The sequence below is a fragment of the Beijerinckiaceae bacterium genome (assembly GCA_004564215.1).
In the GTDB taxonomy this organism is placed as follows: Bacteria; Pseudomonadota; Alphaproteobacteria; order Rhizobiales; family Beijerinckiaceae; genus Methylocapsa.
In genome coordinates this window covers 574,022-596,288 of record CP024846.1, presented here as the reverse complement: position 1 = coordinate 596,288, position 22,267 = coordinate 574,022, and the positions used below count along the sequence as shown (strand labels likewise).

The 22,267-nt window shown below is 58.9% G+C and carries 19 protein-coding genes and 2 tRNA genes; 10 read left to right on the top strand and 11 right to left on the bottom strand.

Annotated elements, in window-relative coordinates; all coding sequences use genetic code 11:
- Window positions 1-101 precede the first annotated feature (101 nt).
- The 5 genes from CU048_02825 (at window position 102) to CU048_02805 (ending at window position 5,926) form a co-directional block, all read left to right on the top strand.
- Window positions 102-1,304: an efflux transporter periplasmic adaptor subunit gene (locus tag CU048_02825; protein QBR70383.1), complete on the top strand. Its 1,203-nt coding sequence runs from the start codon at window positions 102-104 to the stop codon at window positions 1,302-1,304.
- A gap of 171 nt (window positions 1,305-1,475) precedes the next feature.
- A complete protein-coding gene (locus tag CU048_02820) occupies window positions 1,476-4,640 on the top strand; it encodes a hydrophobe/amphiphile efflux-1 family RND transporter (protein QBR70382.1) in 3,165 nt (1,054 codons plus the stop codon).
- Between the two features lie 225 nt (window positions 4,641-4,865).
- A tRNA-Val gene (locus CU048_02815) sits at window positions 4,866-4,941 on the top strand.
- Window positions 4,942-5,238: 297 nt separating this feature from the next.
- A complete protein-coding gene (locus CU048_02810; GenBank protein QBR70381.1) occupies window positions 5,239-5,673 on the top strand; it encodes a recombinase in 435 nt (144 codons plus the stop codon).
- Between the two features lie 176 nt (window positions 5,674-5,849).
- Window positions 5,850-5,926: transfer RNA gene (locus tag CU048_02805), tRNA-Asp, on the top strand.
- A gap of 243 nt (window positions 5,927-6,169) precedes the next feature.
- Here the strand turns inward: CU048_02805 and CU048_02800 are convergent.
- Window positions 6,170-6,421 carry a hypothetical protein gene (locus tag CU048_02800; GenBank protein QBR70380.1) on the bottom strand — a complete coding sequence of 84 codons (252 nt, stop codon included), beginning with the start codon at window positions 6,419-6,421 and terminating at the stop codon, window positions 6,170-6,172.
- 156 nt (window positions 6,422-6,577) lie between these two features.
- Between CU048_02800 and CU048_02795 the strand changes: the two genes are divergently transcribed.
- Window positions 6,578-6,955: a hypothetical protein gene (locus CU048_02795; protein QBR70379.1), complete on the top strand. Its 378-nt coding sequence runs from the start codon at window positions 6,578-6,580 to the stop codon at window positions 6,953-6,955.
- A gap of 98 nt (window positions 6,956-7,053) precedes the next feature.
- Here the strand turns inward: CU048_02795 and CU048_02790 are convergent, their stop codons facing one another.
- Complete coding sequence (locus CU048_02790) at window positions 7,054-7,875, bottom strand: uracil-DNA glycosylase (GenBank protein ID QBR72611.1); 822 nt, start codon at window positions 7,873-7,875, stop codon at window positions 7,054-7,056.
- A gap of 206 nt (window positions 7,876-8,081) precedes the next feature.
- Here CU048_02790 and CU048_02785 point away from each other — a divergent pair, with 206 nt between their 5' ends.
- Window positions 8,082-9,761 carry an electron transfer flavoprotein-ubiquinone oxidoreductase gene (locus CU048_02785; protein QBR70378.1) on the top strand — a complete coding sequence of 560 codons (1,680 nt, stop codon included), beginning with the start codon at window positions 8,082-8,084 and terminating at the stop codon, window positions 9,759-9,761.
- A 5-nt stretch (window positions 9,762-9,766) separates the two neighbouring features.
- Here the strand turns inward: CU048_02785 and CU048_02780 are convergent, their stop codons facing one another.
- A complete protein-coding gene (locus CU048_02780) occupies window positions 9,767-10,765 on the bottom strand; it encodes a threonylcarbamoyl-AMP synthase (GenBank protein ID QBR70377.1) in 999 nt (332 codons plus the stop codon).
- A 122-nt stretch (window positions 10,766-10,887) separates the two neighbouring features.
- Between CU048_02780 and CU048_02775 the strand changes: the two genes are divergently transcribed.
- Window positions 10,888-12,681 carry an acyl-CoA dehydrogenase gene (locus tag CU048_02775; protein ID QBR70376.1) on the top strand — a complete coding sequence of 598 codons (1,794 nt, stop codon included), beginning with the start codon at window positions 10,888-10,890 and terminating at the stop codon, window positions 12,679-12,681.
- A 70-nt stretch (window positions 12,682-12,751) separates the two neighbouring features.
- On the top strand, window positions 12,752-13,507 hold the full coding sequence (locus tag CU048_02770; protein ID QBR70375.1) for an enoyl-CoA hydratase: 756 nt from the start codon (window positions 12,752-12,754) through the stop codon (window positions 13,505-13,507).
- Between the two features lie 21 nt (window positions 13,508-13,528).
- Here CU048_02770 and CU048_02765 read toward each other — a convergent pair whose 3' ends face one another.
- Both CU048_02765 and CU048_02760 read right to left on the bottom strand, forming a co-directional pair.
- Window positions 13,529-14,512 (bottom strand): hypothetical protein, encoded by a 984-nt coding sequence (locus tag CU048_02765; GenBank protein ID QBR72610.1) that lies wholly within the window; start codon window positions 14,510-14,512, stop codon window positions 13,529-13,531.
- 30 nt (window positions 14,513-14,542) lie between these two features.
- Complete coding sequence (locus CU048_02760) at window positions 14,543-16,984, bottom strand: hypothetical protein (GenBank protein ID QBR72609.1); 2,442 nt, start codon at window positions 16,982-16,984, stop codon at window positions 14,543-14,545.
- A 514-nt stretch (window positions 16,985-17,498) separates the two neighbouring features.
- Between CU048_02760 and CU048_02755 the strand changes: the two genes are divergently transcribed.
- Complete coding sequence (locus CU048_02755) at window positions 17,499-18,062, top strand: nitroreductase (protein QBR70374.1); 564 nt, start codon at window positions 17,499-17,501, stop codon at window positions 18,060-18,062.
- A 123-nt stretch (window positions 18,063-18,185) separates the two neighbouring features.
- Here CU048_02755 and CU048_02750 read toward each other — a convergent pair whose 3' ends face one another.
- The 6 genes from CU048_02750 to CU048_02725 form a co-directional block, all read right to left on the bottom strand.
- Window positions 18,186-18,695 (bottom strand): hypothetical protein, encoded by a 510-nt coding sequence (locus CU048_02750; GenBank protein ID QBR70373.1) that lies wholly within the window; start codon window positions 18,693-18,695, stop codon window positions 18,186-18,188.
- A 142-nt stretch (window positions 18,696-18,837) separates the two neighbouring features.
- Window positions 18,838-19,710: a CoA ester lyase gene (locus CU048_02745; protein ID QBR70372.1), complete on the bottom strand. Its 873-nt coding sequence runs from the start codon at window positions 19,708-19,710 to the stop codon at window positions 18,838-18,840.
- Between the two features lie 16 nt (window positions 19,711-19,726).
- The gene (locus tag CU048_02740; GenBank protein QBR72608.1) at window positions 19,727-20,221 is read right to left on the bottom strand and encodes a dehydratase; all 495 of its coding nucleotides are present in this window, start codon (window positions 20,219-20,221) and stop codon (window positions 19,727-19,729) included.
- 25 nt (window positions 20,222-20,246) lie between these two features.
- A complete protein-coding gene (locus CU048_02735; GenBank protein QBR70371.1) occupies window positions 20,247-20,825 on the bottom strand; it encodes a GDP-mannose pyrophosphatase in 579 nt (192 codons plus the stop codon).
- A 4-nt stretch (window positions 20,826-20,829) separates the two neighbouring features.
- Window positions 20,830-21,651: an NAD kinase gene (locus CU048_02730; protein QBR70370.1), complete on the bottom strand. Its 822-nt coding sequence runs from the start codon at window positions 21,649-21,651 to the stop codon at window positions 20,830-20,832.
- Window positions 21,652-21,684: 33 nt separating this feature from the next.
- Window positions 21,685-22,239, bottom strand: coding sequence for a histidine phosphatase family protein (locus CU048_02725; protein QBR70369.1), 555 nt, complete (start codon window positions 22,237-22,239; stop codon window positions 21,685-21,687).
- Window positions 22,240-22,267: the final 28 nt, after the last annotated feature.

Sequence of the window (22,267 nt, the reverse complement as noted above, 5' to 3'; positions counted from 1 at the left end):
GATTCGCAAAGATTTCATCTGATTCGGTAGAAGCTCTTGTCGGCGAGCCGTCGGACACGCCGCGGATCGGCTCCGCCAACAGAGCGGATTTGGGAGCGTTCATGCAGCGGCCAAGACTCTTATCGCAGACCTGGACCGCCGCCGCGGGAGCTCTTGCCTGTGGTCTGGCTCTCGGCGTCGCCGGATGCGACAAGCATAACGCCTATGTTCCGCCACCGCCCGCCAAGGTCACCGTCGCTCCGCCGGTCGAGCGGCCGCTGACGCTTTATTTCGAACTGACCGGCAACACCCAAGCCTTCAAATCGGTCACCCTTAACGCACGTATCCAGGGCTTCCTCACCGAGCAAACCTACAAAGACGGCGCCAAGGTCAGCAAAGGGCAAAGGCTGTTCGGCATTGAACGCGATACTTATGCCGCAGCTCTTGATCAGGCGAAGGCCACGCTCGCCGCCCAGCAGGCCATTCTGCTCCAGGCGCAACAGGAATTTGGGCGGAAATCCGCGCTGGGAAAACAGGCTGTGGCCTCGGTGTCCGCGGTCGAAGACGCCAAGGCAAAACTTGATCAGGCGCTGGCGGGAGTCGACGGCGCGAAAGCGGGGGTGGAGACGGCCAGCATCAACTTCGGTTACACGGAAGTGACCGCACCGTTCGATGGCGTCGTGACCAATCATTTGGTCGATGTGGGAGCGCTGGTCGGCGTCAGCGGGCCGACGCCGCTTGCGATGATTGTTCAAGTCGACCCGATCTACGCCTATTTCAATGTCAGCGAGGCACAGGTCCTTACCGTCAAGGAGAGGCGGCGCGAGGAAGGCGGCAAAGCCATCGACATCACCGAGGTGCCGGTGGAGCTGGGACTGCAGTCGGAAACCGGCTATCCCCACAAGGGTCATCTCGATTACGTATCCCCGCAAGTCGATCCGGCGACCGGCACTTTGATGGTCCGCGGGATTTTCAACAACAAAGACGATCTGTTGCTCCCCGGCCTGTTTGTGCGCATCCGCGTGCCGATCGACCAAAGGGACAAGGCGCTGTTTGTCGCCGACACGGCGATCGGCACCTCGCAGCAGGGCAGCTATCTGTTGGTGGTCGGACAGGACGACATCGTGGAGCAGCGGCAGGTGAAAACCGGGCCCTTGCAGGACGATGGCTTGCGGGCCATAGACAGCGGGATCGCCCCCGGCGATTTGATCGTCGTCGGCGGAACGCAACGTGCCGTTCCCGGCCAAAAAGTCTCACCGCGGCAGGTCAATGCAGCAGAGACCGGGGGGCAGGGCGCCGGCAAAAGCGGAGCCTCCAACCTTTAGATCGTTCTTGCTTATCGCAAAGCCAAATCCATTTCATTCATCTCGCGCCTGAGGAATATGCCAGAACATGGATACGGGCCCGACGCACGCAGAACAACCGGGGCGACCCGCCCTGCATTATGAGTTGCTTTCCTGCTGGCCGGCCAAACGCCCGGTGCTGAGGCTGCCCTCATGATGTCGCGTTTCTTCATCGAGCGGCCGATCCTCGCCAATGTTCTGGCGTTCGTGATGATGCTGATCGGCGGGGTGGCGCTCCTCAAGCTGCCGGTCGCGCAATATCCAAATGTCGTGCCGCCGACTGTCCAGGTTACGGCCCGCTATCCCGGCGCCAGTGCGAAGACCGTCGTCGACACTGTGGCTCTGCCGATCGAGCAGCAGGTGAACGGCGTCGAGCATATGCTTTACATGCAATCGACGAGCGCGAGCGATGGCACCTACACGCTCACGATCACCTTTGCCATCGGCAGCGATGCCGACTTCATGCAGGTCCTTGTCCAGAATCGGGTGGCGAGAGCCATGGCGCAATTGCCGCAAGCCGTGCAAATTCAGGGCGTGATCACCCAGAAGAGAGCGACATCGATTCTGCAATTCGTGACTCTGTCTTCTCCGGACGAGCGGTTCGACAGTCTTTTTCTCTCAAATTACGGCGTCATCAATCTGCAAAACGAATTGGCGCGTTTGCCGGGAGTCGGCAATGTCAATGTGTTCGGCACGGGCCAGTACGCGATGCGGGTCTGGATGGATCCAATGACTCTTCAGGCGCGCGGCTTGACGCCGAGCGACGTCGTCACCGCGATCCAACAGCAAAGCCAAGAGGTCACCGCCGGCGCGATCGGCATGCCCCCGGTTCAGGCCGGCGTTGATTTCCAATATGTGGTCAATATCAACGGCCGCCTCAACGATCCAAAAGAATATGAGAAGATCATTGTAAAAGTCGACGCGGCCAATGGCGGGCAAATCACCCGCGTCGGCGATATCGGTCACGTCGAACTTGGCGCGCAGACCTACAGCCAATCCTTCACCTTCAACGGCCATCCCGCGGCAGGCATCGGTATTTATCAATTGCCGGAGGCGAATGCGATCGACGTCGCGAAGGAAGTCCGCGCCAAGATGGAAGAGCTTTCCAAGAGGTTCCCGCCGGGGCTTGTCTATTCGATTCCGTTCGACACGACGGTCTTTGTCGAGGCCTCGATCCACGAAGTCTACAAAACCCTGTTCGAGGCCGCGATCCTGGTGCTGATCGTCATTCTGGTTTTCTTGCAGGATTGGCGTGCGACCTTAGTACCGGCGACGACCGTGCCCGTGACCCTCATCGCGGCTTTCGCGGCAATGTGGGCGCTTGGCTTCACCGTCAACCTGTCGACGCTGTTTGCGATCGTCCTCGCCATCGGCATCGTCGTCGACGATGCGATCGTCATTGTCGAGGGGGTGGCCCGCCATATCGACGATGGCATGGACGGGCAGGCCGCGGCTGAAAAGGCCATGGATGAATTGTTCGGGCCGATTGTAGGTATTACCTTGGTTCTGATGGCGGTGTTCATTCCCGCCGCCTTTTTGCCGGGCCTGACGGGTCAGCTCTATCAGCAATTTGCGCTCGTCATCGCGGCCACCGCCTTCATCAGCGCGATCAATGCGGTGACTCTCAAGCCGACGCAATGCGCGCTCTGGCTTCGCCCCGCGGTGCCGCCAGAACAGCGCAATATCTTCTATCGCGGATTCAATCGGGTCTATGACGCTTGCGAACGCGGCTACGCCGCCTTGATCAGCCGCATGGTCCATGTAAGTGGCGCCATGGTGTTCGTGTCGCTCGTTTTGATTGGGATCGCGGCCTGGGGCTTAACCCGGCTTCCGACCGCATTCTTGCCGATCGAGGATCAGGGCTATGTTCTGATCGGGGCGCAGCTTCCGGACGGCGCTTCGCTGGAACGCACCACGGCGGTGATGCAAAAAGTCACCACCATTGCGCAAGGTTTTCCGGGCGTCGATCAGGTGTTGGCGATCAATGGCGTGTCTGTTCTCGACAATAACGCCAGCCTATCGAACGGCGGCGTCGCCTATGTCATGCTGAAGGATTGGGATAGCCGCAGCAAGGCCAAGGGTCAGGATTTGCGCAGCATCTTCAACGGTCTGAACGGCGCGCTGCATCAAATTGAAGACGCCAGCACCTTCGTTATCGTGCCGCCGCCAATCCAGGGCATCGGCAATGCGAGCGGCTTCACAATGCAGGTTGAACTGAAGGACGGAAATTTCGACTACGCGATGCTGGAAAACATAACGCGCGCCATTGTCCAGGACGGCGAAACACAATCCTCCCTCAGCCATCTCACCACCTCGTTTCGTGCCGGTGAGCCGCAGCTTTATGTCTCGGTCGACCGGGTCAAGGCGGCCACGCTCGGCGTCACTGTCGGCCAGGTCTTTTCCGCCCTGTCGGATTTCATCGGCTCCAACTATGTCACGCAATTCAACAAGTTCGGCCGCGTGTTTCAGGTCTATATCCAATCCGAGGGACAATATCGCGTCAGGCCCGACGACATCCGCAATTTCAAAGTGCGAGCTGGCAATGGAACGATGGTGCCGCTTGGCACCATTGTCGATGTCCGAACCGTGGTGGGGCCTGGACTGATCAGCCTCTACAATCTTTACCCGACGGCAACGATCATCGGTACGCCGTCGGAGGGATTCAGTTCCGGCGACTCGCTCGCGCTGATGGAACAGATCGCGCAAAAAACCTTGCCTCCGAGCGCCGGATATGAATGGTCGGCCATGTCCTATCAGGAGAAGGCTGTCGGCAAACAGATCTATTACGTTTTCGCCTTTGCGATTCTGCTCGTCTATTTTGTCCTCGCCGGACAATATGAAAGCTGGATCCTGCCGCTCGCCGTACTGCTTGCGGTGCCGCTTGCTTTGCTCGGCACCGTCGGCGCGCTGATGGGGCTCGGGGTCGCCAATAATCTTTATACGCAGATTGGCCTCATCCTGCTCATTGCCCTTTCGAGCAAAAACGCGATCCTGATTGTCGAATATGCGCGCGAAAAACGCGCGGAGGGCATGGAAATCATGGCTGCGGCGATTGAAGCGGCGCGGCTGCGTTTCCGGCCCATCCTGATGACGTCCTTTGCCTTCATTCTTGGTGTGGTGCCGCTGGTTCTTGCAAGCGGCGCCGGCGCTTCGGCGCGCAAATCGATCGGGATTGCGGTCTTCAGCGGAATGCTGGCCTCGACTCTTCTGGCGGTTTTATTTGTCCCGTCATTTTTCACCGTTTTGCAGCGCTTCGACGAGCGGAGGCTGGGGAAGAAAGCCGCGGAAAAGGCGAAGGCCGGCGTCGGCCAGGTTTGATTGGAAATCGGGCCGCTCGCCGCGACCCCCGTGACCGGATTGACGCTCCAGACCCAGTATGCGACCTAAATCATGAACGTGATCGATTCCAAATGCTAAGAGCGGAATGGGGGCGGAAAACCGGTTTCCACTTTTCCGCATCCCGTTCTTGTCTCGCCAAGCGAGGGCCTCAAGGCGACCGTGGGGAGGCGGTCCCGGCAGCCACGGCACGGTTGGAAGATTTAAGGGCGGTTAGCTCAGTTGGTAGAGCATCTCGTTTACACCGAGAGGGTCGGCGGTTCGAGACCGTCACCGCCCACCATCCAGCTTTTGAAATCAGAGTTTTCCAGTCGCCCGCTCTCCGCCAGCCATGCCAACCTGGGCCGCCACCCCAGCCGAGGCCTTGACGCATTTGATTCTCCTCAAGGTTCAGCCAAAAGACTCTTTTTGGAAAATCAGCAACGTCCCATGCAGCCCCTTGTTCCGGTTGAAAAAATAGCAAAGCGAGCGGCCCTAGTTGCTGCAGGAGCGCAAGACGGATGACATGAAGATGGTTCCGCCCTAGGCTGTTCGGTGCTAAGGTCCAGTGACTGTCAATCCGATCGGTGCAGGTTCCGTCATGTACACCATTGGACAGGCTGCGAAGGCAACCGGGAAATCCAAGTCAACGATTTCCGCCTACGTAAAAAAGGGAGCTATCGCAGCCAAAAGAAATGAAGACAGTTCCTATTCCATCGACCCAGCGGATCTCCACAGTGTGTTTCCGCCCGTTGGAACAGTGAGCAGCTCGTCCGACCCTCAATCGAGCGATCCGGACGGGACAAATTTGATTCTTCAGAATCTGTCATTACGCAGTGAAATTAAACTTCTGCGCGAACAGCTGCTTCAAAAAGACAGCGTCATTGCCAGCCTCCGTCAAAGTCTCGCAGAGGTTGAAGAGCAACGGAAGTTGGCTCTTTCAATGATCAATTGGCAGCAAAGAGAGCCGGAGCCACCTCCCGCACCCCCACGGAAAGGCATCCTGGCGTTCCTGCATAGTTTGATCGGAGTCTGATCCAGGGAAATCCAACGCAAACCAGGTCGCCGAAGTCGCTTCTTCAGCTTTAGGGAAGCCCGACGGAGGTTTCTAGGGCGGGATGGCCTGGTTTGCGTGAACTTGTTTTGCTTGACTTGGCCTCGCGCCTATCCTATCCGGCAAGTCTCCGGTGCGGCCCTCGTTGCCGCCTCCGCGGGGGAGTAGCTCAGTTGGTTAGAGCGCCGGCCTGTCACGCCGGAGGTCGCGGGTTCAAGTCCCGTCTCTCTCGCCAGCAAAATCAACATTTTATTCAAATTTCATGGCTTTGAGGCGCAAGCTGGAGTCAGGGTGTGCGATTCCGTACGCCCTTGTTAAGCTTTTAGGGTTACCAAGAGGGACACAGAGCATCTGTCCTCCCAGCTCTGGCACCTTGGCGACGCGCAAATGCGTCGCCTTTTCATTGTGCTCCTGAGCCGCAGCGGGGCGGTGCTGGGACCGCGTTTCTCAAGCCAGCTCAAGCTCGCCGTCTTATCGACTACTCCAATTCCTTGTTCGTCAGCACGAACCCGGCATTGAACTCCAAAACATATCTTCGCCCGTCGCCGCACTTGGCTCCTTCGACCCTGTATTTTTCCTTCTCCACTTCGATCTTGCCACCTGTGCATCCATGCGCGGCAATCGCGGGCCGGAGTTCAGCTCTTTCCACATCGGTGAGCGGTTGGAGTGCCTTTGCGGGTGCACCAACCAACAAAAATAGGATGGCGGCGAGTGCGAGCACCAAAGGCATGAGTTGTTCCTTTCATCGTGGTGGGAGCGTTGACAACAGCAGCGGGGAACTTCGGCTTCCGCCAAGCCGTTCCGATGCTGACGTCCAAACGCGGCGCATCTCTTCGATGGACGCAGCGACAAAGCTGGCGTTCGGGCGCAGACGGGCGAGGATCATATGGTCGACGAGAAACTCTCCCTACCGATAATTCCGTCCCATATCGAAGAGACGATTCGATCTCTGGCCCGGCTCCATGCCGAGCACCATCAGAAGGCAACGCCCCTTCAACGAACCGTGGATCGCGTGACGGCTTTCCTCGGCCGTCCCCGTTTCATCGGAATTCTGACCATTATGTTGGGCAGCTGGATCAGCCTAAATCTGGTCGCGGGCGCGCTTGGATTCCGGCCTTTCGATTCGCCTCCCTTTCCATGGATGGAAGCCGGCGTCTCGCTGACATCGCTCTATATGGTCGTCTTGATCCTTGTCACGCAGCGGCGCGAGGACAAGCTCGCCGAGCTCCGCGAGCAACTCAACTTGGGCGGCCTACGGATCTAGCTTCCTCGAAAGGCGCGGACCTCGGCTCGCCGCGTGGTTTATCGGCCCAACGGCGGGCCATCATCTATGTCCCCGGCCATCCTCGTTCCTCAAAAAGTTCACATCGATTGTAGGCGTTCGATTTCCTTGGCGAGCATGCGCAAATCTTGCCATGCCAATTTCTTTTGACCGGGTTGGCGAAGGAGATAAGCAGGATGCAGCATGGCTATCGCTCGGATTTCTTTAGTGCCCATCATATAGCTGAACCAGCGTCCCCGCATCCGCATGATCCCATCTTTGCTGCCAAGAAGAGTATGGGCTGCCGCAGCGCCGAGGCAGACCAGAATCTTCGGATCGACGAGTTCGATCTGCCGTCGCGTGAAGGGAAGACAGGCCGCCGTCTCGAGGGGAGTCGGCGTGCGGTTCCCGGGCGGCCGCCAGGGCACCACATTTGCGATAAAAACCTTTGTGCGGTCGAGCCCGATCGAAGCCAGCATCTTGTCCAGTAATTGACCAGCGCGGCCGACAAACGGCACTCCCTGGCGGTCCTCGTCAGCGCCCGGCGCCTCACCGACGATCATGATGCTTGCATTTGGATTGCCGTCGCCAAACACCAGCCTGGTCGCCGTTGCCTTCAGGCCGCAGCCTTCGAATTGCGAGAGCCGTTCGCGGAGTTCGTCGAGGGTCTGGGCGGCAGCGGCGCTTTCCCGCGCGGTTTCTTCGATAGCCTCGGCCGGAAGCGCTGCCGCCGGTTCGGACATCGCTCGGCGCCCGGCGTCCGCGGGCTGCGGCATCGGCGCGGGGAGGGGATCGGGCTTTTCCACGCGGGTGGCGACGCTGGCCAGGCTTTCCGCGATGCGGTCGTGCGGAGCCTCGTCGACGGCGATATCGACCCCCATCTCCGTGTACCAGCGCAGCAGCTCAATCAGATTTTTGTTCATGATCTCGGCCGTTCCGTCGCATTTCAACGCCTCTTGGCAAAGGCATAGGTATTTTTGTACGCTTTGGGGCCAGGAAATACGATACTCCCTCGCTTTTAGTATTTGAGCCGTTCTTCTCCCCTTTGCCACACGCGCAGCGTCTTGTGGGCATCCAGCCGACGAAGACGAGTCCAGATTAATTCGGCATTCCAGGATCGAAATAAATCATGACCGAGGCCGTCCCCCCCTTGCCGTCGCGCGAAAGCATGGATTTCGATGTCGTTATCGTCGGCGCCGGCCCTGCGGGCCTTGCGGCTGCGATCCGCATCAAGCAGCTCGACCCGGAACTCTCGGTGGTCGTTGTGGAAAAAGGCGCCGAACTTGGCGCCCATATCTTGTCTGGTGCGGTGATCGATCCCCATGCGCTCGACCAGCTGATACCCGCATGGCGACAGGACGAAGACCGGCCTTTGACGACCAAGGTAAGTTCGGACCGGTTCTACGTGCTGGGACCGCGCCGCGCGATCCGCCTGCCCAATTTTTTCATGCCCCGCCTTATGAGCAATCATGGCAATTTCATCGGCTCGCTCGGCAATGTTGTGCGCTATTTGGGCAAGCAGGCCGAGGCTTTGGGCGTCGATATTTTTCCGGGCTTTGCGGGCGCCGAAGTGCTGTATGGGGATGCGGGAGAGGTTTTGGGCATTGCCACCGGAGATATGGGAGTCGGGCGCGATGGCCATCTCAAAAGCGGCTTTACCCGTGGCATTGAGCTGCGCGGAAAATATACCTTGATTGCGGAAGGGGCACGGGGGTCTCTCGCCAAGGAAATCATCGCCAAGTTCCACCTCGACGCGGATCGTGAACCGCAGAAATTCGGCATCGGTCTAAAGGAGCTTTGGCGAGTCGATCCGGCTTTGCACAAGCCCGGTCTCGTACAGCATTCCTTCGGCTGGCCGCTCGACGACCATACCGGCGGCGGGTCGTTTCTCTATCATTTCGAGGACAATCTCGTATCCGTCGGTTTTGTGGTTCATCTCAATTATGCAAATCCGACGCTGTCTCCCTTCGATGAATTTCAGCGCTTCAAAACGCATCCGTCGATCGCGCCCTTGTTCCGGGACGGGCAACGTTTGTCGTTTGGGGCAAGGGCGATCACGGAAGGCGGCTGGCAATCGGTGCCGAAGCTCGTCTTTCCTGGCGGTGCGCTGGTCGGCTGCGCGGCTGGTTTTGTGAATCTTCCCCGCATAAAGGGTTCGCACAATGCGATTTATTCCGGAATGCTGGCCGCCGAACATGCTGTGACCGCGATCAAGGAGGGGCGCGCTCAGGATGAGCTTAGCGGCTATGAGGACGCATGGCGTCGCTCGCCCATCGGCCGCGATCTCTACAAGGTCCGCAACGCAAAGCCGCTCTGGTCACGATATGGCACGAGGGCCGGCATTGCGATTGGCGGCTTCGATATGTGGCTCAATGAAATTTTCGGCGCTTCGCCGCTGGGGACTCTTCCGCATGGCAAACCCGATTACTCGAGCCTCAAGCCCCTCGCCGAAGTGACGCCCATCCGCTATGCCAAGCCGGATGGCAAACTGACCTTCGATCGACTGTCCTCGGTGTTCGTTTCAAACACCAATCACGAGGAGGACCAGCCGTGTCATCTTCACCTGAAGGATCTGTCGATTCCGATTGCAAAAAATCTGCCGGAATATGGCGAACCGGCACGGCTCTACTGCCCCGCGGCCGTGTATGAAGTGGTCTACCGCGACGAGGAGACCAAGAAAGATCCGCGCTTTGTCATCAATGCGCAGAATTGCGTCCATTGCAAAACCTGTGACATCAAGGATCCGGCGCAAAACATCGATTGGGCGCCGCCCGAAGGCGGTGGCGGTCCGAACTATCCGAATATGTGAAGGCTTCAGCGATTTTCGCGGGGCGCGGCGGCGCGGACAAGCCGGTCGTTGATCGCTTCGCCCAATCCCTCGTGGGGGATCGGCGCGACGGCGATCCGACGCGGTGCGCGGGCATCCAGTTCCCGCAGAAAGCTGAAGAAATTCGCCGCTGCTTCCGCAAGGTCCCGACGCGGCGAAAGATCCAGCACATTTTTTTCCCCCGCAAAAACGCCGCCGAAATCGAGACCCGCTTCGCCCTCCGCGAGGCTATCCGCGTCGAGACGGAGTTTTGCGCGGGGCGCGTAATGGGACTGTAGCAATCCAGGCGAACGCAATTCTTTTGACGCTTCGGACTTTCCAAGCTGAAAGCCCAGGACGGCCTCGATCTCCGCGCGCGAAATTCCCCCTGGCCGCAGCAGGCGCGGGGGCGTTTCGAGACAGTCCACAACCGTCGATTCAAGCCCCATGGGGCAGCGGCCGCCATCCAGGATAAGATCGATCTCACCGGCGAGATCCTCGGCGACATGGGCTGCGGTCACTGGGCTCACCCGGCCGGAGCGATTGGCGGACGGCGCAGCCAATGGTCGCCCGGCCGCTGAAATAACCGCAAGCGCAACCGAATGCGCGGGAACCCGCAAGGCGATGTTTTGTTGGCCCGCGCGCGCGGCGGCGCAAACGGTCGCTTGCGGTGCGAGGGGAACGACCAGTGTCAGCGGCCCCGGCCAAAACGCCTTGGCGAGCCCTAATGCCTCGGAGGAAAAAATACCCTGTTCCTGCGCGGCTTCAAGATTGGCAACATGGGCGATGAGCGGATTGAACTCCGGCCGCGCTTTTGCCGCATAGATGCGGGCAACGGCCGCCGCCGAGGTCGCGTCGGCGCCTAAACCATAGACCGTCTCGGTCGGGAAGGCGACAAGGCCGCCGCAGCGCAGCAGGCGGGCCGCCTCCGCAATTCCCGCTGCATCCGCCGCCATTATTTTTTGTGCGGCTTGTGCCGAACCTTGTGCAACAAAATCACTCTTCATCCGTATATATCATCCTGGACGACATAAGAAGCGCTGATGGCTTATAATTCAATCCGTGGGCTGGCGCATCCCTGGGCAATGGCGTCGTTCGCAGCGGCAAGATCATTTGTGGAGCTTGGTCGATGAGCTATCGTGCGCCGGTTGCCGACATTCTTTTTGCCATGAACCACGAGGCCGGGTCGGGAAAGGGCTTCGAAGATTCCGTTCATGCCGATCTTGGCGATGGGTTTGCCGAGGCAACCCTGGCGGAAGCCGCCAAATTCGCCGAAAACATCCTTGCGCCGCTGAACCGGACTGGGGACGTCCAGGGAGCCAAGTTTGATGCCGGCAAAGTTGTCGCGGCGCCGGGCTTCGCCGACGCCTACCGGCAATGGGCGGCGGGCGGATGGAATGCGATCACCGCTCCCACCGAATATGGCGGCATGGGGCTGCCGCTGCTTCTCAATACGGCCTGCAATGAAATTTGGAATGCCGCGAACATGGCATTCAGCCTTTGCCCGCTGCTCACCCTTGGCGCCATCGAGGCGCTGCAATCGCACGCGACCGAGGCGTTGAAGCAGCTTTATCTTGAAAAGCTCGTCTCGGGGGAATGGACCGGCACGATGAATCTCACCGAGCCGCAGGCTGGCTCCGACCTTAGCGCGCTGCGCGCCAGGGCGGAACGGCAGGCGGACGGAACTTATAAACTGTTCGGCTCCAAGATTTACATTACCTATGGCGAGCACGACATGACGGAAAACATCCTTCATTTCGTGCTCGCGCGCTTGCCGGATGCGCCCGCCGGTACGCGGGGCATTTCGCTTTTTCTTGTCCCTAAATTTTTTGCCAATCCCGATGGTTCGCTGGGCGAGCGCAACGACGTCTATTGCACTTCGTTGGAACACAAGCTTGGCATTCATGCATCGCCAACCTGCACCATGGTCTATGGCGATCATGGCGGCGCAAGAGGCTTTCTCGTCGGAGAAGAGCATAAGGGACTCGCCTGCATGTTCACGATGATGAACAGCGCCAGATTGAATGTCGGGGTGCAAGGCGTCGGGATCGCCGAGCGAGCTTTCCAACAGGCCCTGGCTTACGCAAAAGAGAGACGCCAAGGGCACGCCGATGGGGACAGAACCGAGGCGATGAGCCCGATTGTCCATCATCCCGATGTCGCCCGCATGCTGATGACGATGAAGGCCCTGACTGCGGCCGCGCGTACGATCTGCCTCATGACGGCCGATGCGATCGATCGCTCCAAGCGGGAGCACAACGACACCGCCCGTGCCCAAGCAGCCGAGCGGGCTTCGCTGCTCACGCCGGTCGCCAAGGCTTTTTCGACCGACATTGGCAGCGAAGTCGCCTCGCTCGGGATTCAAGTTCACGGCGGCATGGGCTTCATTGAGGAGACGGGCGCCGCGCAATATCTGCGCGATGCAAGGATTGCCGCCATTTACGAAGGCACCAATGGCATTCAAGCGATCGACCTGGTGCAGCGGAAATTGGGTCTTTCGGGGGGCGCCGCCGTTGCCCGCGAGATCGCCGACATGCATGCGGCTCTCGATCTCCTGCGAAACACCAATGCCGACAGCATCGGTGAAATGGAACCATGCCTGGCCGACGCCGTGGAGGCCCTCGAGCGCGCCACGACGTTCATGCAGGATGCGGCCAAGACGCGTCCCAACGATGCGCTGGCCGGCGCCACGCCCTATCTGCGGCTGTTCGCTTACGCGCGCGGCGGCACGGCGCTGGCGAAAGGCGCGCTTGCCGCGCATCGGCTGGCTCAATCGGGCAACAGCGATCCCGCCTTGGCAGCGCGAATCGCCACCGCACGCTTCTTTGCCGAGAACATCGCGATCGGTGCGGGCGGCCTCGAACGCGACGTGACCCGGGGCGCGAGCTCTGTTCACGCAGGCGGGCTCTTGCTTCGCCAATAAGGGCCGCCGGCCATCGAGCCCAAACCGGTAGTCTCTATTCAGTTCACGCGCTTGCGAACGGGAGCCGCGATTGCCACCGGAAACCACTCATCTCAAGATCGAACGCGAAGGCGCAGTCTTGTGCGTGATCTTCGACCGGCCGGAAAAAAAGAACGCGCTGACCGGAGCGATGTACAAGGCTGCGACCGAGGCCTTGCGCCAAGCCCAATCCGATCCATCGATCGGAGCCGTGGTATTTTCGGGCGCCGGCGGAATGTTCACGGCCGGCAATGATATTGGCGATTTTCTTGACGCAACCGGCGGATCGGAAGAATTTCCCGCCTTCACCTTCATCAAGGTGCTCGCCGCTTGTGAAACTCCGCTGATCGCGGCGATCGAAGGTCTGGCGATCGGCATTGGCGCCACCATGACCCTGCATTGCGATCTTGTTTATGCCGCCCCGGCGGCTGTGTTTCGGATGCCTTTCGTCGATCTGGGCGTTGTGCCGGAAGCGGCGTCCTCATTGCTCCTTCCTCGCAGGGTCGGCATGGCAAAGGCGGCCGAATTCCTGGCTCTTTGCGAGCCCTACGGCGCGGAAGATGCGCTGCGGCTGGGGCTTGTCAACGCTATCGTCCCCGCGAGTGAGCTGCGGGCCTTTGCGATCAAGAGGGCAGGGCAACTGGCCGCCAAACCTCGCGCGGCGCTTGCTGCCACGCGCCGCCTCTTGCGCGGCGACCTCAAGGACATAGAAGAGAGGATCGAAGAAGAAGTGCGGCTATTTTACCTCGCGGTTCGTTCCGAGGAAGCTCGCGCGGCCTTCACTGCGTTCCTTGGCAAGTCGCGTTAGATTGGACGCCAACCCGCGCGCTTACGGTGTTGCGCTTGACGGAGCTTCCTGGGCAACGACTTCGACGTCCCGGTCGAGTGCCGAGACGACCTTAAAAGTCGTTTGATAGGTTTTGTTGTCGTGCCGCGCAATGGCGACATATTCGCCTTCCGCGAGGGTCGCCGACGGGAACGCGCCGATCATTTCGCGGATGACGTCGCCACCGGGGGTCAGGACCGTGAACGCCGTGTTGGCGAGGGCCTCGCCGCCCAGGCCATTCACCAGTTTCAGGGTCATGGTGGCGGCGCGATGGCGCAGGGTTGCGTCCGTCAACTTGCCGGCCTGAACGCGGAGGTCGGCGCTGATGACCGAATTCGTCGGGCTTGACGATCCGTTGCTCGCCGCATCGAGCAATGTCGATACGATATGATAATTTCCTTCGGGCAGACCGATCGTGTCGCCGGCCTTGGCATTTGCCACGACCAATTTTGCTTCCGAATTGCCGGTCTCCGGCACATAGATTGAGATGGATTGCTTGGCTGGATTGATCGGCGTCTCGCCAAGCTGCCCGGCGATCCGCAAGGCACCGGCATTGAGCACCAGGGTTTCGTGCAACAACGCGCCATTGATGGTCACGCGCTTGGTCGCGCCTGCGAGGCCCAAGGCGGCATGAACGATAAAATTCCCATCGGGTAGCGGCAGATTGGCCATTGCGTCCGAAGATTGCGCAACCAGCCTATGTTTTCCGTCCTGTCCCGCGGCGTCTTCGAATACCCGCCATTGCAAGCCCTCGCGGACCGGCTGCGGGTCGGAGGCCACAAAAAGCGCGGTCAGCTGGAGGGCACCATGCGCCGTCTCGGCTGGCGGCGCGGGCGGAGCCGCGTGGTTTCCCGGCAAACGTAAGGGAGGAAGGCCGGAGCTTCCGGTTTCGGGCGATTGCGCCCATGCCGGGCAGGACAGAAGGCAAAGAGCCAATGCCACATAGCGCGCCCGCAAGCTGCCCCTCCGGGAGGCGGGCTGGATTATCTCCTGCGCGAATGGGCTACGCTTCAAACCTCAGTCCCCCTTCCGATGCAAGACATTGTGCATCGCCACCGAAAGATTACTCCATGACAGCGGATGGAATGAGAATTCGACGTGGTGATGTCCGGCCGGAACCTCGACACCTCGAAAGAGAATATTGGCCCGAAGGACCGGCTCCGCGCGCCCGTCGACGCGCACTTCCCAGCCCGGATAGAAAAGATCGTGGAGCACGACGATGCCTGGATTCTCAGAGTCGACATCGATGTCAACCGCGCTATCGGAATATCTGACGATCGCGGCCTTCGAGGCGCTTTGTGCGACGCTTGGCATAGTGTCGGCACCGGGGGCCACGCTCTTCTCATTGTCTTGGCTGATGCCCTCAGTCGCTTTCCGATCGGCTTGCGGATAAGGACCGGCATGCAGATCGGCCATGCTTGACTTGTCGATCAAAACCTCCTTCGACCAATCGAACTCCGGCATGACATGCTCATCGAGAACCTCTTCATTGTCGATCGGCTTCACCGTCGACGCGAAATAGGCCCTCGGCGCAGGTTTGCCGAGTTTGTAGATGTACATTGATTCACTTGAATAGATGGCCCGGGCCCTTGGTACTGGAATGTGGCGCGGCAGCTTTCGCAAAGGGCGATCGAGGATCAGATATTCAAGGCCGAGCAAACGCGCCAGTCGGCAATTATAGCCGCGAAACGTGTCTGGATAGCGGCGCAAGGTGAAATCTTCGGCATCTTGGCCGGGCCCCACCGCGCGTTCATAATCGTCTATGCGTAACGGATTGTAGCCCAGGGAATCTTCCAGCTTCAGCACCATCGACGCATTCTGCCAGGGCCCTTTGAGGCCCAGGATTTCGATGCGGGGCCGATCTCCCTCTTGCATCCGCGCCGCGACTTCATGGCGCAAAAGCTCGATACCGGCGGCTTCGCTCGGCTTTGTGCCCGCATAGAGGCTGTAGCGGTCGATGGGCTCGGCGTTCAGCGGTGAGGCGGCGTTGCGCCAAAGAATTTCACCGCCGCTCAAAAGCACGAACAAGCTTGCCGCTAAAGCCCGCCTTCGTGGCGATCCAAGTCCGTATAAAATCAGGGTTCCGACAATCGCAAGCGCGGCAGCGACGCCCAACTCGATGAGGGAATTCACGAGCTGACCTTCCCGCCAGGAAAACGCAAGACCGCTCCCGATCAGCAAAGCGAGGGCGAACGTTGTTGCGGCGGCAAGCGTGAAGGCAAGCCATTTCGGCAGCGTGGCAAACGGCTTCGGCAACCCCTCCTCGACATAGCGATGGATCAGGAAGCCAACCAAAAAGGCAAGCGCGATATTGACGAGAAAAGTCGCGTCCGCGGGCCTGCGATAAAGCGAAACGCCGGGGATCCGGTCAAAGGCCAGAGCAAAAAACGGCGTGTAGCGCCCCAGCGCGTAAGCAAGCGAAAGAGCGAGCAAAATGAGAAAGAACCGGCCGCGTCGCGCCAACAAACGGCCGGCTCCGAGCCCATGCCAAGCGACGAGCAGAAACGGCAGAGTGCCGATGAACAGATAATTGACGGCGCGGTCGGTCCAGTCGGCGCGCGGCATGGTGTCGTAGTCCGGTCCCCAATAATCATAGAGATGATCGAGCGAGCCGAAGAAATTTGGAGCAAATAGCGTGATGAGATTGACCGGCGCCAGAGACCCCACCGCCGCGACCCCAAACGGAAAGCCCGGGCGGTTGGAATCGGCCAGAAATTGCATGGTGAGAAGCGCCGGGACGATCAAGATCGCAAGGACGACGGCGGCGCTTGTCAAGAGAATCCCGATGCGTGCCCGCAGATAGATCCACGGGCTTCCGGATTGGATCGCGGCAAAGACTAGATAACCGATCAGAACCGTACACAGCAGAAAGGCCACCTGATCGCGCCCAAGCGCCATCAGGGATCCGAAAATGCCGAACGCCATAGCAAATCGGTAGGACCGCCGCTCAAGTGCAATATCGAGGCACCACAAGGCCGCTGGAAAAAAGGAATAGGAAATAATGATGCCGGTATGCTGAAGCCGCGAAGACGCGGCGCCCCCTAGCATGAAGAGAATGGCCGCGAGAACCGCGCCGGCGGGATGCCAGCGCCAGCGGCGCAACAGACCAAGAACACAAAGGCCGCCGGCAAAAAGATGCGCGAGAATGACTGTATCGAACAGCTGCATCGAGGCATTCGGCGCGACGAGCGCGAATAGCAGCATGGTCGGCGTGAAAATCAGGGACTGCGGATCAGCGATCGCGGGGTGGCCGGCGAAATGATAGGGATTCCAAAGCGGAATCTCGCCATTGTGCAAAGCATCACCAAGGAAACGGAACATCGCATAAAAATGATTTTTCGAATCCCATGGCACGACGGCGTTGATGTGGAGCCATGAACCAATGGCGAGGCCAAAAAAGATAATAACGCTCAAGATAGCAAGAAAATTTGCGCCCCTTGTCCAAGCAGGGGTGGAAATTGTGTGGGTCGCCTCGAATGGACTAAACCCGCGTCGCGCAAGACCGATGCTGGGCGGTGCGGAAGATGTGTCCAAAAGCGACATTAAAAGATCCGGGTGGCGAGGTTTGCGGCGGAGGTTTCGATGCGGGCTAGCTCGGCAGGCTCGAATCGATCGCAGGCGATGTGGCACGCCAAGCCTGTCGGCTAGCGGGCCAGTCCGTGGCAAGGCCCAATGGAAACCGGGGAATTGTCCTGTGAAGCAAGGCGGCCCTATCGGCTTGAAAGGCTTGGATGGAAATAGTCAAGGTAGAGATCGCCACGTTACGGCGTACAGGAATGTGATCGGGCTGTAAATTGACGTTTTCGTGGCAAGAAACACCAAGAGTTCCGAGCCGGCTTTTTCCTTGCGTGCATGACGGGTGAGCCGCGTGGCCATGAGGTCTATTGTTGCGAAACGACTTAAATTTTGCCATCTGATGGACATCGAACATGCCGGGCAAGGTCGTCCTTAAACAGGAAAGCATGAACCTTCCATGAATGACACAATCACACTTCTCCGGACAAGGCGCTCGGCGCCTCCGGCCATGATGTCCGGCCCCGGTCCTTCCCCGCAGGAATTAGAAATTCTCCTGGGGCTGGCTGCCCGTGTCCCCGATCACGGTAAACTTATCCCTTGGCGTTTCATTGTCTTCGAGGGCGAGGCCCGCGCGCGCGCCGGCGAGGTTCTCGCAGATGTTTATGCCGAGGCCCATCCCGGCGAGGACGCACAGCGCATTGAGGTGGAGAAAAAGCGCTTCTGCCTGGCGCCGCTCGTCATAGGTGTAATTTCTTGTACTGCGCCGCACCAAAAAATCCCGGAGTGGGAACAAGTCCTGTCGGCCGGCGCGGTGTGCATGAATCTGATGGTCGCGGCCAATGCGCAGGGCTTTGCCTCGATCTGGCTCACCGAATGGTATGCTTATGACCGCGCGGTTCTTGGCCGGTTGGGCGTCCGGGACAACGAAAAAATCGCTGGTTTTATTTACATCGGTCGGGCCGATGATCCGCGGGAGGACCGGGCGCGGCCCATGCTCGCCGATATCGTGACCCGGTACTAAATTTATTCGCGGAGCCGGAAACCGGCTTCCCGACCTGTTTATGGAAAACAAAGATTGGAGCATGACCCGTTGCGCGGGGCATGCTCCCAAAAAAATCGTTTTAATCTCAAGGCCTCGTGAGCCTTACGCAGCTACCGCGGCCTTGCGGCCAAAAACCTTTTGCCAGAACGTACGGGCCGCTTCGGTCTCCTCTTTGGCGCGTTCGTCGGTCAGAAGTTTTACGGTGCCAGATTGATCCTCGAGCAGTTTTAAAAGCCGGACACGTTCCTCCTGCCAATTCTGAGTCAGCCGGTGGCGGTCTTCGCGTAGATGCACGCGGTCGGCTTCGAGATCGGAGATGCGGCGATCCTTTTCCTCGAGAAGGCTTTTCAACCCAGCGAGCTGAATTTCGAATTTCGCCGAATAGGGGATGGTTTCGCTGCCATTTTTGCCCGGTTTCCAATCGTTCGACGAGGTTTCGTCCGCATCGGTTTTGGTCGTTCTTGGAAACACGCGGAAAAGTTCGGCCGGATCGATCTTGTACCCCTCCGGATTTTTTTCCCGGTAAGACAACTTGCCGGAAGATAAGGCCTTCGAGATTGTGGATTTGGCGACCCCCGCCTCCTTGGCGGCCTGTCCGAGTGAGAAATACATGTGGTTTCCAATCGTTCGCGTGGGAGTTTGGAAACTATTTCTCAAAACGCTTAAAAAAAAATTAAGCGCAAATCGGAAAAAACGGGTGCCGTGGTAAGTTTGTAGCGTCGGAAACGAGCAGGTGCTCGCAGCCTCGGGTTGACTACTTCTCTCCAACGCTCGCCAAAAGCCGCCGCGCTTTTGCAAGATGTGGCACATCGAGCATCTCGCCCTCGAAACCGATAACGCCCGCCTGCGGTTCGGCCTCGAACGCCGCGACGATCGCACGCGCCTTGGCGATCGATTCCGGCGAGGGCGTGAAAACCTCGTTGATGATCTCGATCTGTGCCGGATGGATCGCCATTTTGCCGGTAAAACCGTCGCGTTTCGCTTCCTCGCATTCGAGGCGTAGTCTGGTCAGGTCGCGAAAATTTCCATACACCGCGTCGATCGGCAGCACTTCGGCGGAGGCTGCCGCAAAGAGGGCCAGGCTGCGCGCCAGCCTATAGGGAAAGGTATAACCGCCATCGCCGTCTCGATTTGTCTCCGCGCCGAGCGAAGCAGCGAGGTCCTCTATGCCCCACGTGAGCCCTTCGAGGCGCTGGCTCGCGCCGGCATAGGTGCCCATGTTGAAGATCGACGCCGGTGTCTCGGTAATGATCGCCATGATTCGCGTGGTACCATCGACGAGATCATGTTCCGCCTCCTTGACCGCGAGCATCGCGCCAAGATGCTGAATTGCCGCGCCATTGAGGCATTTGGGCAAAAGAATCCCGTCCGGCGGCGCTTGCATCACGACCTCGAGGTCGGCCTCGGTCTGGCCGGACGTCAGCCCATTCACACGCACGTAAAGGCGCGGGCGCGGGCATCTCGGCAAGGCATCGACGAGAAACACAAACGCCTGTTCCCGGGCTTTATGTTTCGCTTCGGGGGCAACCGAATCCTCAAGATCGAGAATCAAACAGTCGGCGCCGCTCACAAGACCTTTGGCTAGCTTTTTCTCGCTGTCGGCTGGAATGAAAAGCTGCGACCGCATGAAGCCCCCGGCTGACTTAGGAAATCCGCTTTTTCATAAAGGCCTGACGCCGGCATTCCGCGACAAGCTTGCCCTCCTGCTGATAGGCTCGATGGAGGAATTCGACAATCCCGGCGTCGGGCCGCGATTTCGACAAGCGCTTGCTCATGATTTCACTGGTAACGTGCAAAGTATCGCCCTCGAACAAGGGCGATGGGAATTTCACCTCGGTCATCCCGAGATTGGCAATGGTGGTGCCGAGCGAGAGGTCATTGACCGAAATTCCGATCATCAAACCGAGCGTGAAGAGAGAATTTATGAGGGGGCGCTTCCATTCGGTTTCGGTTGCGCAAAAATGGGCATCGATATGCAGCGGCTGCGGATTGAGGGTCATGTTGGAAAACAGCATATTGTCCATTTGCGTGACGGTCTTCGTCAGGCGATGTTCGACCAATATGCCTACGACAAAATCCTCGTAGAAAAGGCCGCCCCGTGGGTGCCGTTGCGGATCAGCTTGGACTTTGTCGCTCATCGATCCCGCCTGCACCTTGATTTTCTTATCGCTCAGCCATGAGCCCAGCGAATTTGGCATAATGCAAGAGCATGATCGTTTTGGCATCGATGATCATGCCCGTGTCGATCATTGCCAACGCCTCGCCGAAGGTTGGCTCCAAGATTTCGATATCTTCATCGTCGAGGCCCCCGCCCTTGGCGGTTTTATCCGTCAACGCGTAGGGCGCAACAAAGAAAATAATTTTCTCACAAAAACATCCTGGGCTCATAAAGGCCTCGAAAAGGCGGACCGGCTTTCGCACGATGATTCCGGTTTCTTCTTCGACTTCCTTGACGATCCGGCTTTCGGGGTCCTCGCCTTCGAGCCTGCCGGCGCATACCTCGATGAGGCTTTCATGCCGTCCCCGCAAATAGGCCGGCCCGCGAAACTGGCGAACAAGGACGACCCGCGAGCGCTGCGGATCATAGAGCAAGATTGCGACGCCATCGCCGGAGTCATAAACTTCAAGATTGCTGGTTTGCATGCCTCCGTCGAAGCGCTTGCGTTCGACGACCATTCTTTCCAGCACTCCAAATCCCCGGGCCACGATCTGGCGGCTGCGGATGAAAATATCGTCGCTCATCCGCTCAATATCCGAACTGTTCGCGCAAGATCCGTTCATACAGCGAATGGCCCGGATCGTGGAGAAGCACGAGATCCGTCGCATGATCCATCGCGACAATGACCTTCACGACATTTTTCCGTTCGAAATGATCGGCAACCGCGGCGACGGGGCGCTTGTCAGCTTCGAGAATATCGATCGTGACATGTGCCTTGTCGGGTAAGAGCGCGCCACGCCAGCGGCGTGGCCGGAACGCCGCGATCGGCGTCAAGGGCATGAGTGTTGCGTCGAGCGGTAGAATCGGGCCGTAGGCCGAGAGATTATAGGCCGTCGAACCGACCGGGGTGGCAACCAGCAACCCATCCGCGACGAGTTCATCGAGCCTGACCTTGCCATCGATGGAGATCCGCATTTTTGCGGCCTGATAGGCCTGGCGCAAAATTGAGACCTCGTTGATCGCCCTTGCCGTGACGGTTTCGCCCTGGATGTCGGTGGCTTCCATCAAGAGAGGATGCACGATGGAAGCTTCGGCTTCGTCGAGTCGCTTTTGCAGGTCGGGGCCGTGAAACTCATTCATGAGGAAACCAACGGAACCGAGCTTCATTCCATAGATCGGTTTGTTTTTTCCCATGAACCGATGCAAGGTTTGCAGCATGAGACCATCGCCGCCAAGCGCGACCACAACATCGGCGTCCTCGGGGTCAACCGTTCCATATCGGGCGATGAATTGGGCCTGAGCGGTATTTGCTTCCGGCGTGCCGGACGAAAGAAAGGCAATGCGCTCGAAGCGATGTTTTACGCTTTTCTTTGGCTGCATGCTGTTCGCTCCGGCGACAATGATGCTCATAGCCGCTCGCTGTGCTCGCAGTAAAGCTTTCGCTCAGACGACCACATCTGCCCGATCACCCGCAAGGAGAAGTTGCGGCACCTGCCTGAAGCTCCAGGTTTTCCCCTGCCTTTCGAAAACCCAGACGAGATCAACACGCTCGAAAGGCCAATATTGTGGCGCGTCCGTTGTGTTGCCAAGAATTAAATTGGCGATGACATGCATGGTCAGGTGCTTCCATACGATCAGCACAGGGCCGGGCACCCGGAGAACTTTTTGGACAAGTTTGTCCTCTTCGCCCGCGTAATAGTCGCAATTCAGCTCGCTTTTGAGAAATTCCGCGAGCGGCAATAAAGTATGCTGGGGGCGCAAGCTCGGGTCTTCGGGGCCTGCCTTGCAGGCAAAAAGACTGGTCGGCCGTTCGAGGGCCGGGTGCGCGAAGCGATCTTCAAAAGGCGCGAAAAAACGAACAAGTGCGCCGGCGCGTTGCCAACCCCGCACCGTCAGTTCTTCCTTATCCTTGAAGCCTTCCAGATTTACGCCGCGGACAGTTTTATCCGCGCTGGGCCTCTCCCCGTGGCGGATCAGCATGATCTTGGCGCAGCTCATCGGGGGAATTTTTCCATTCGGTAAGGGC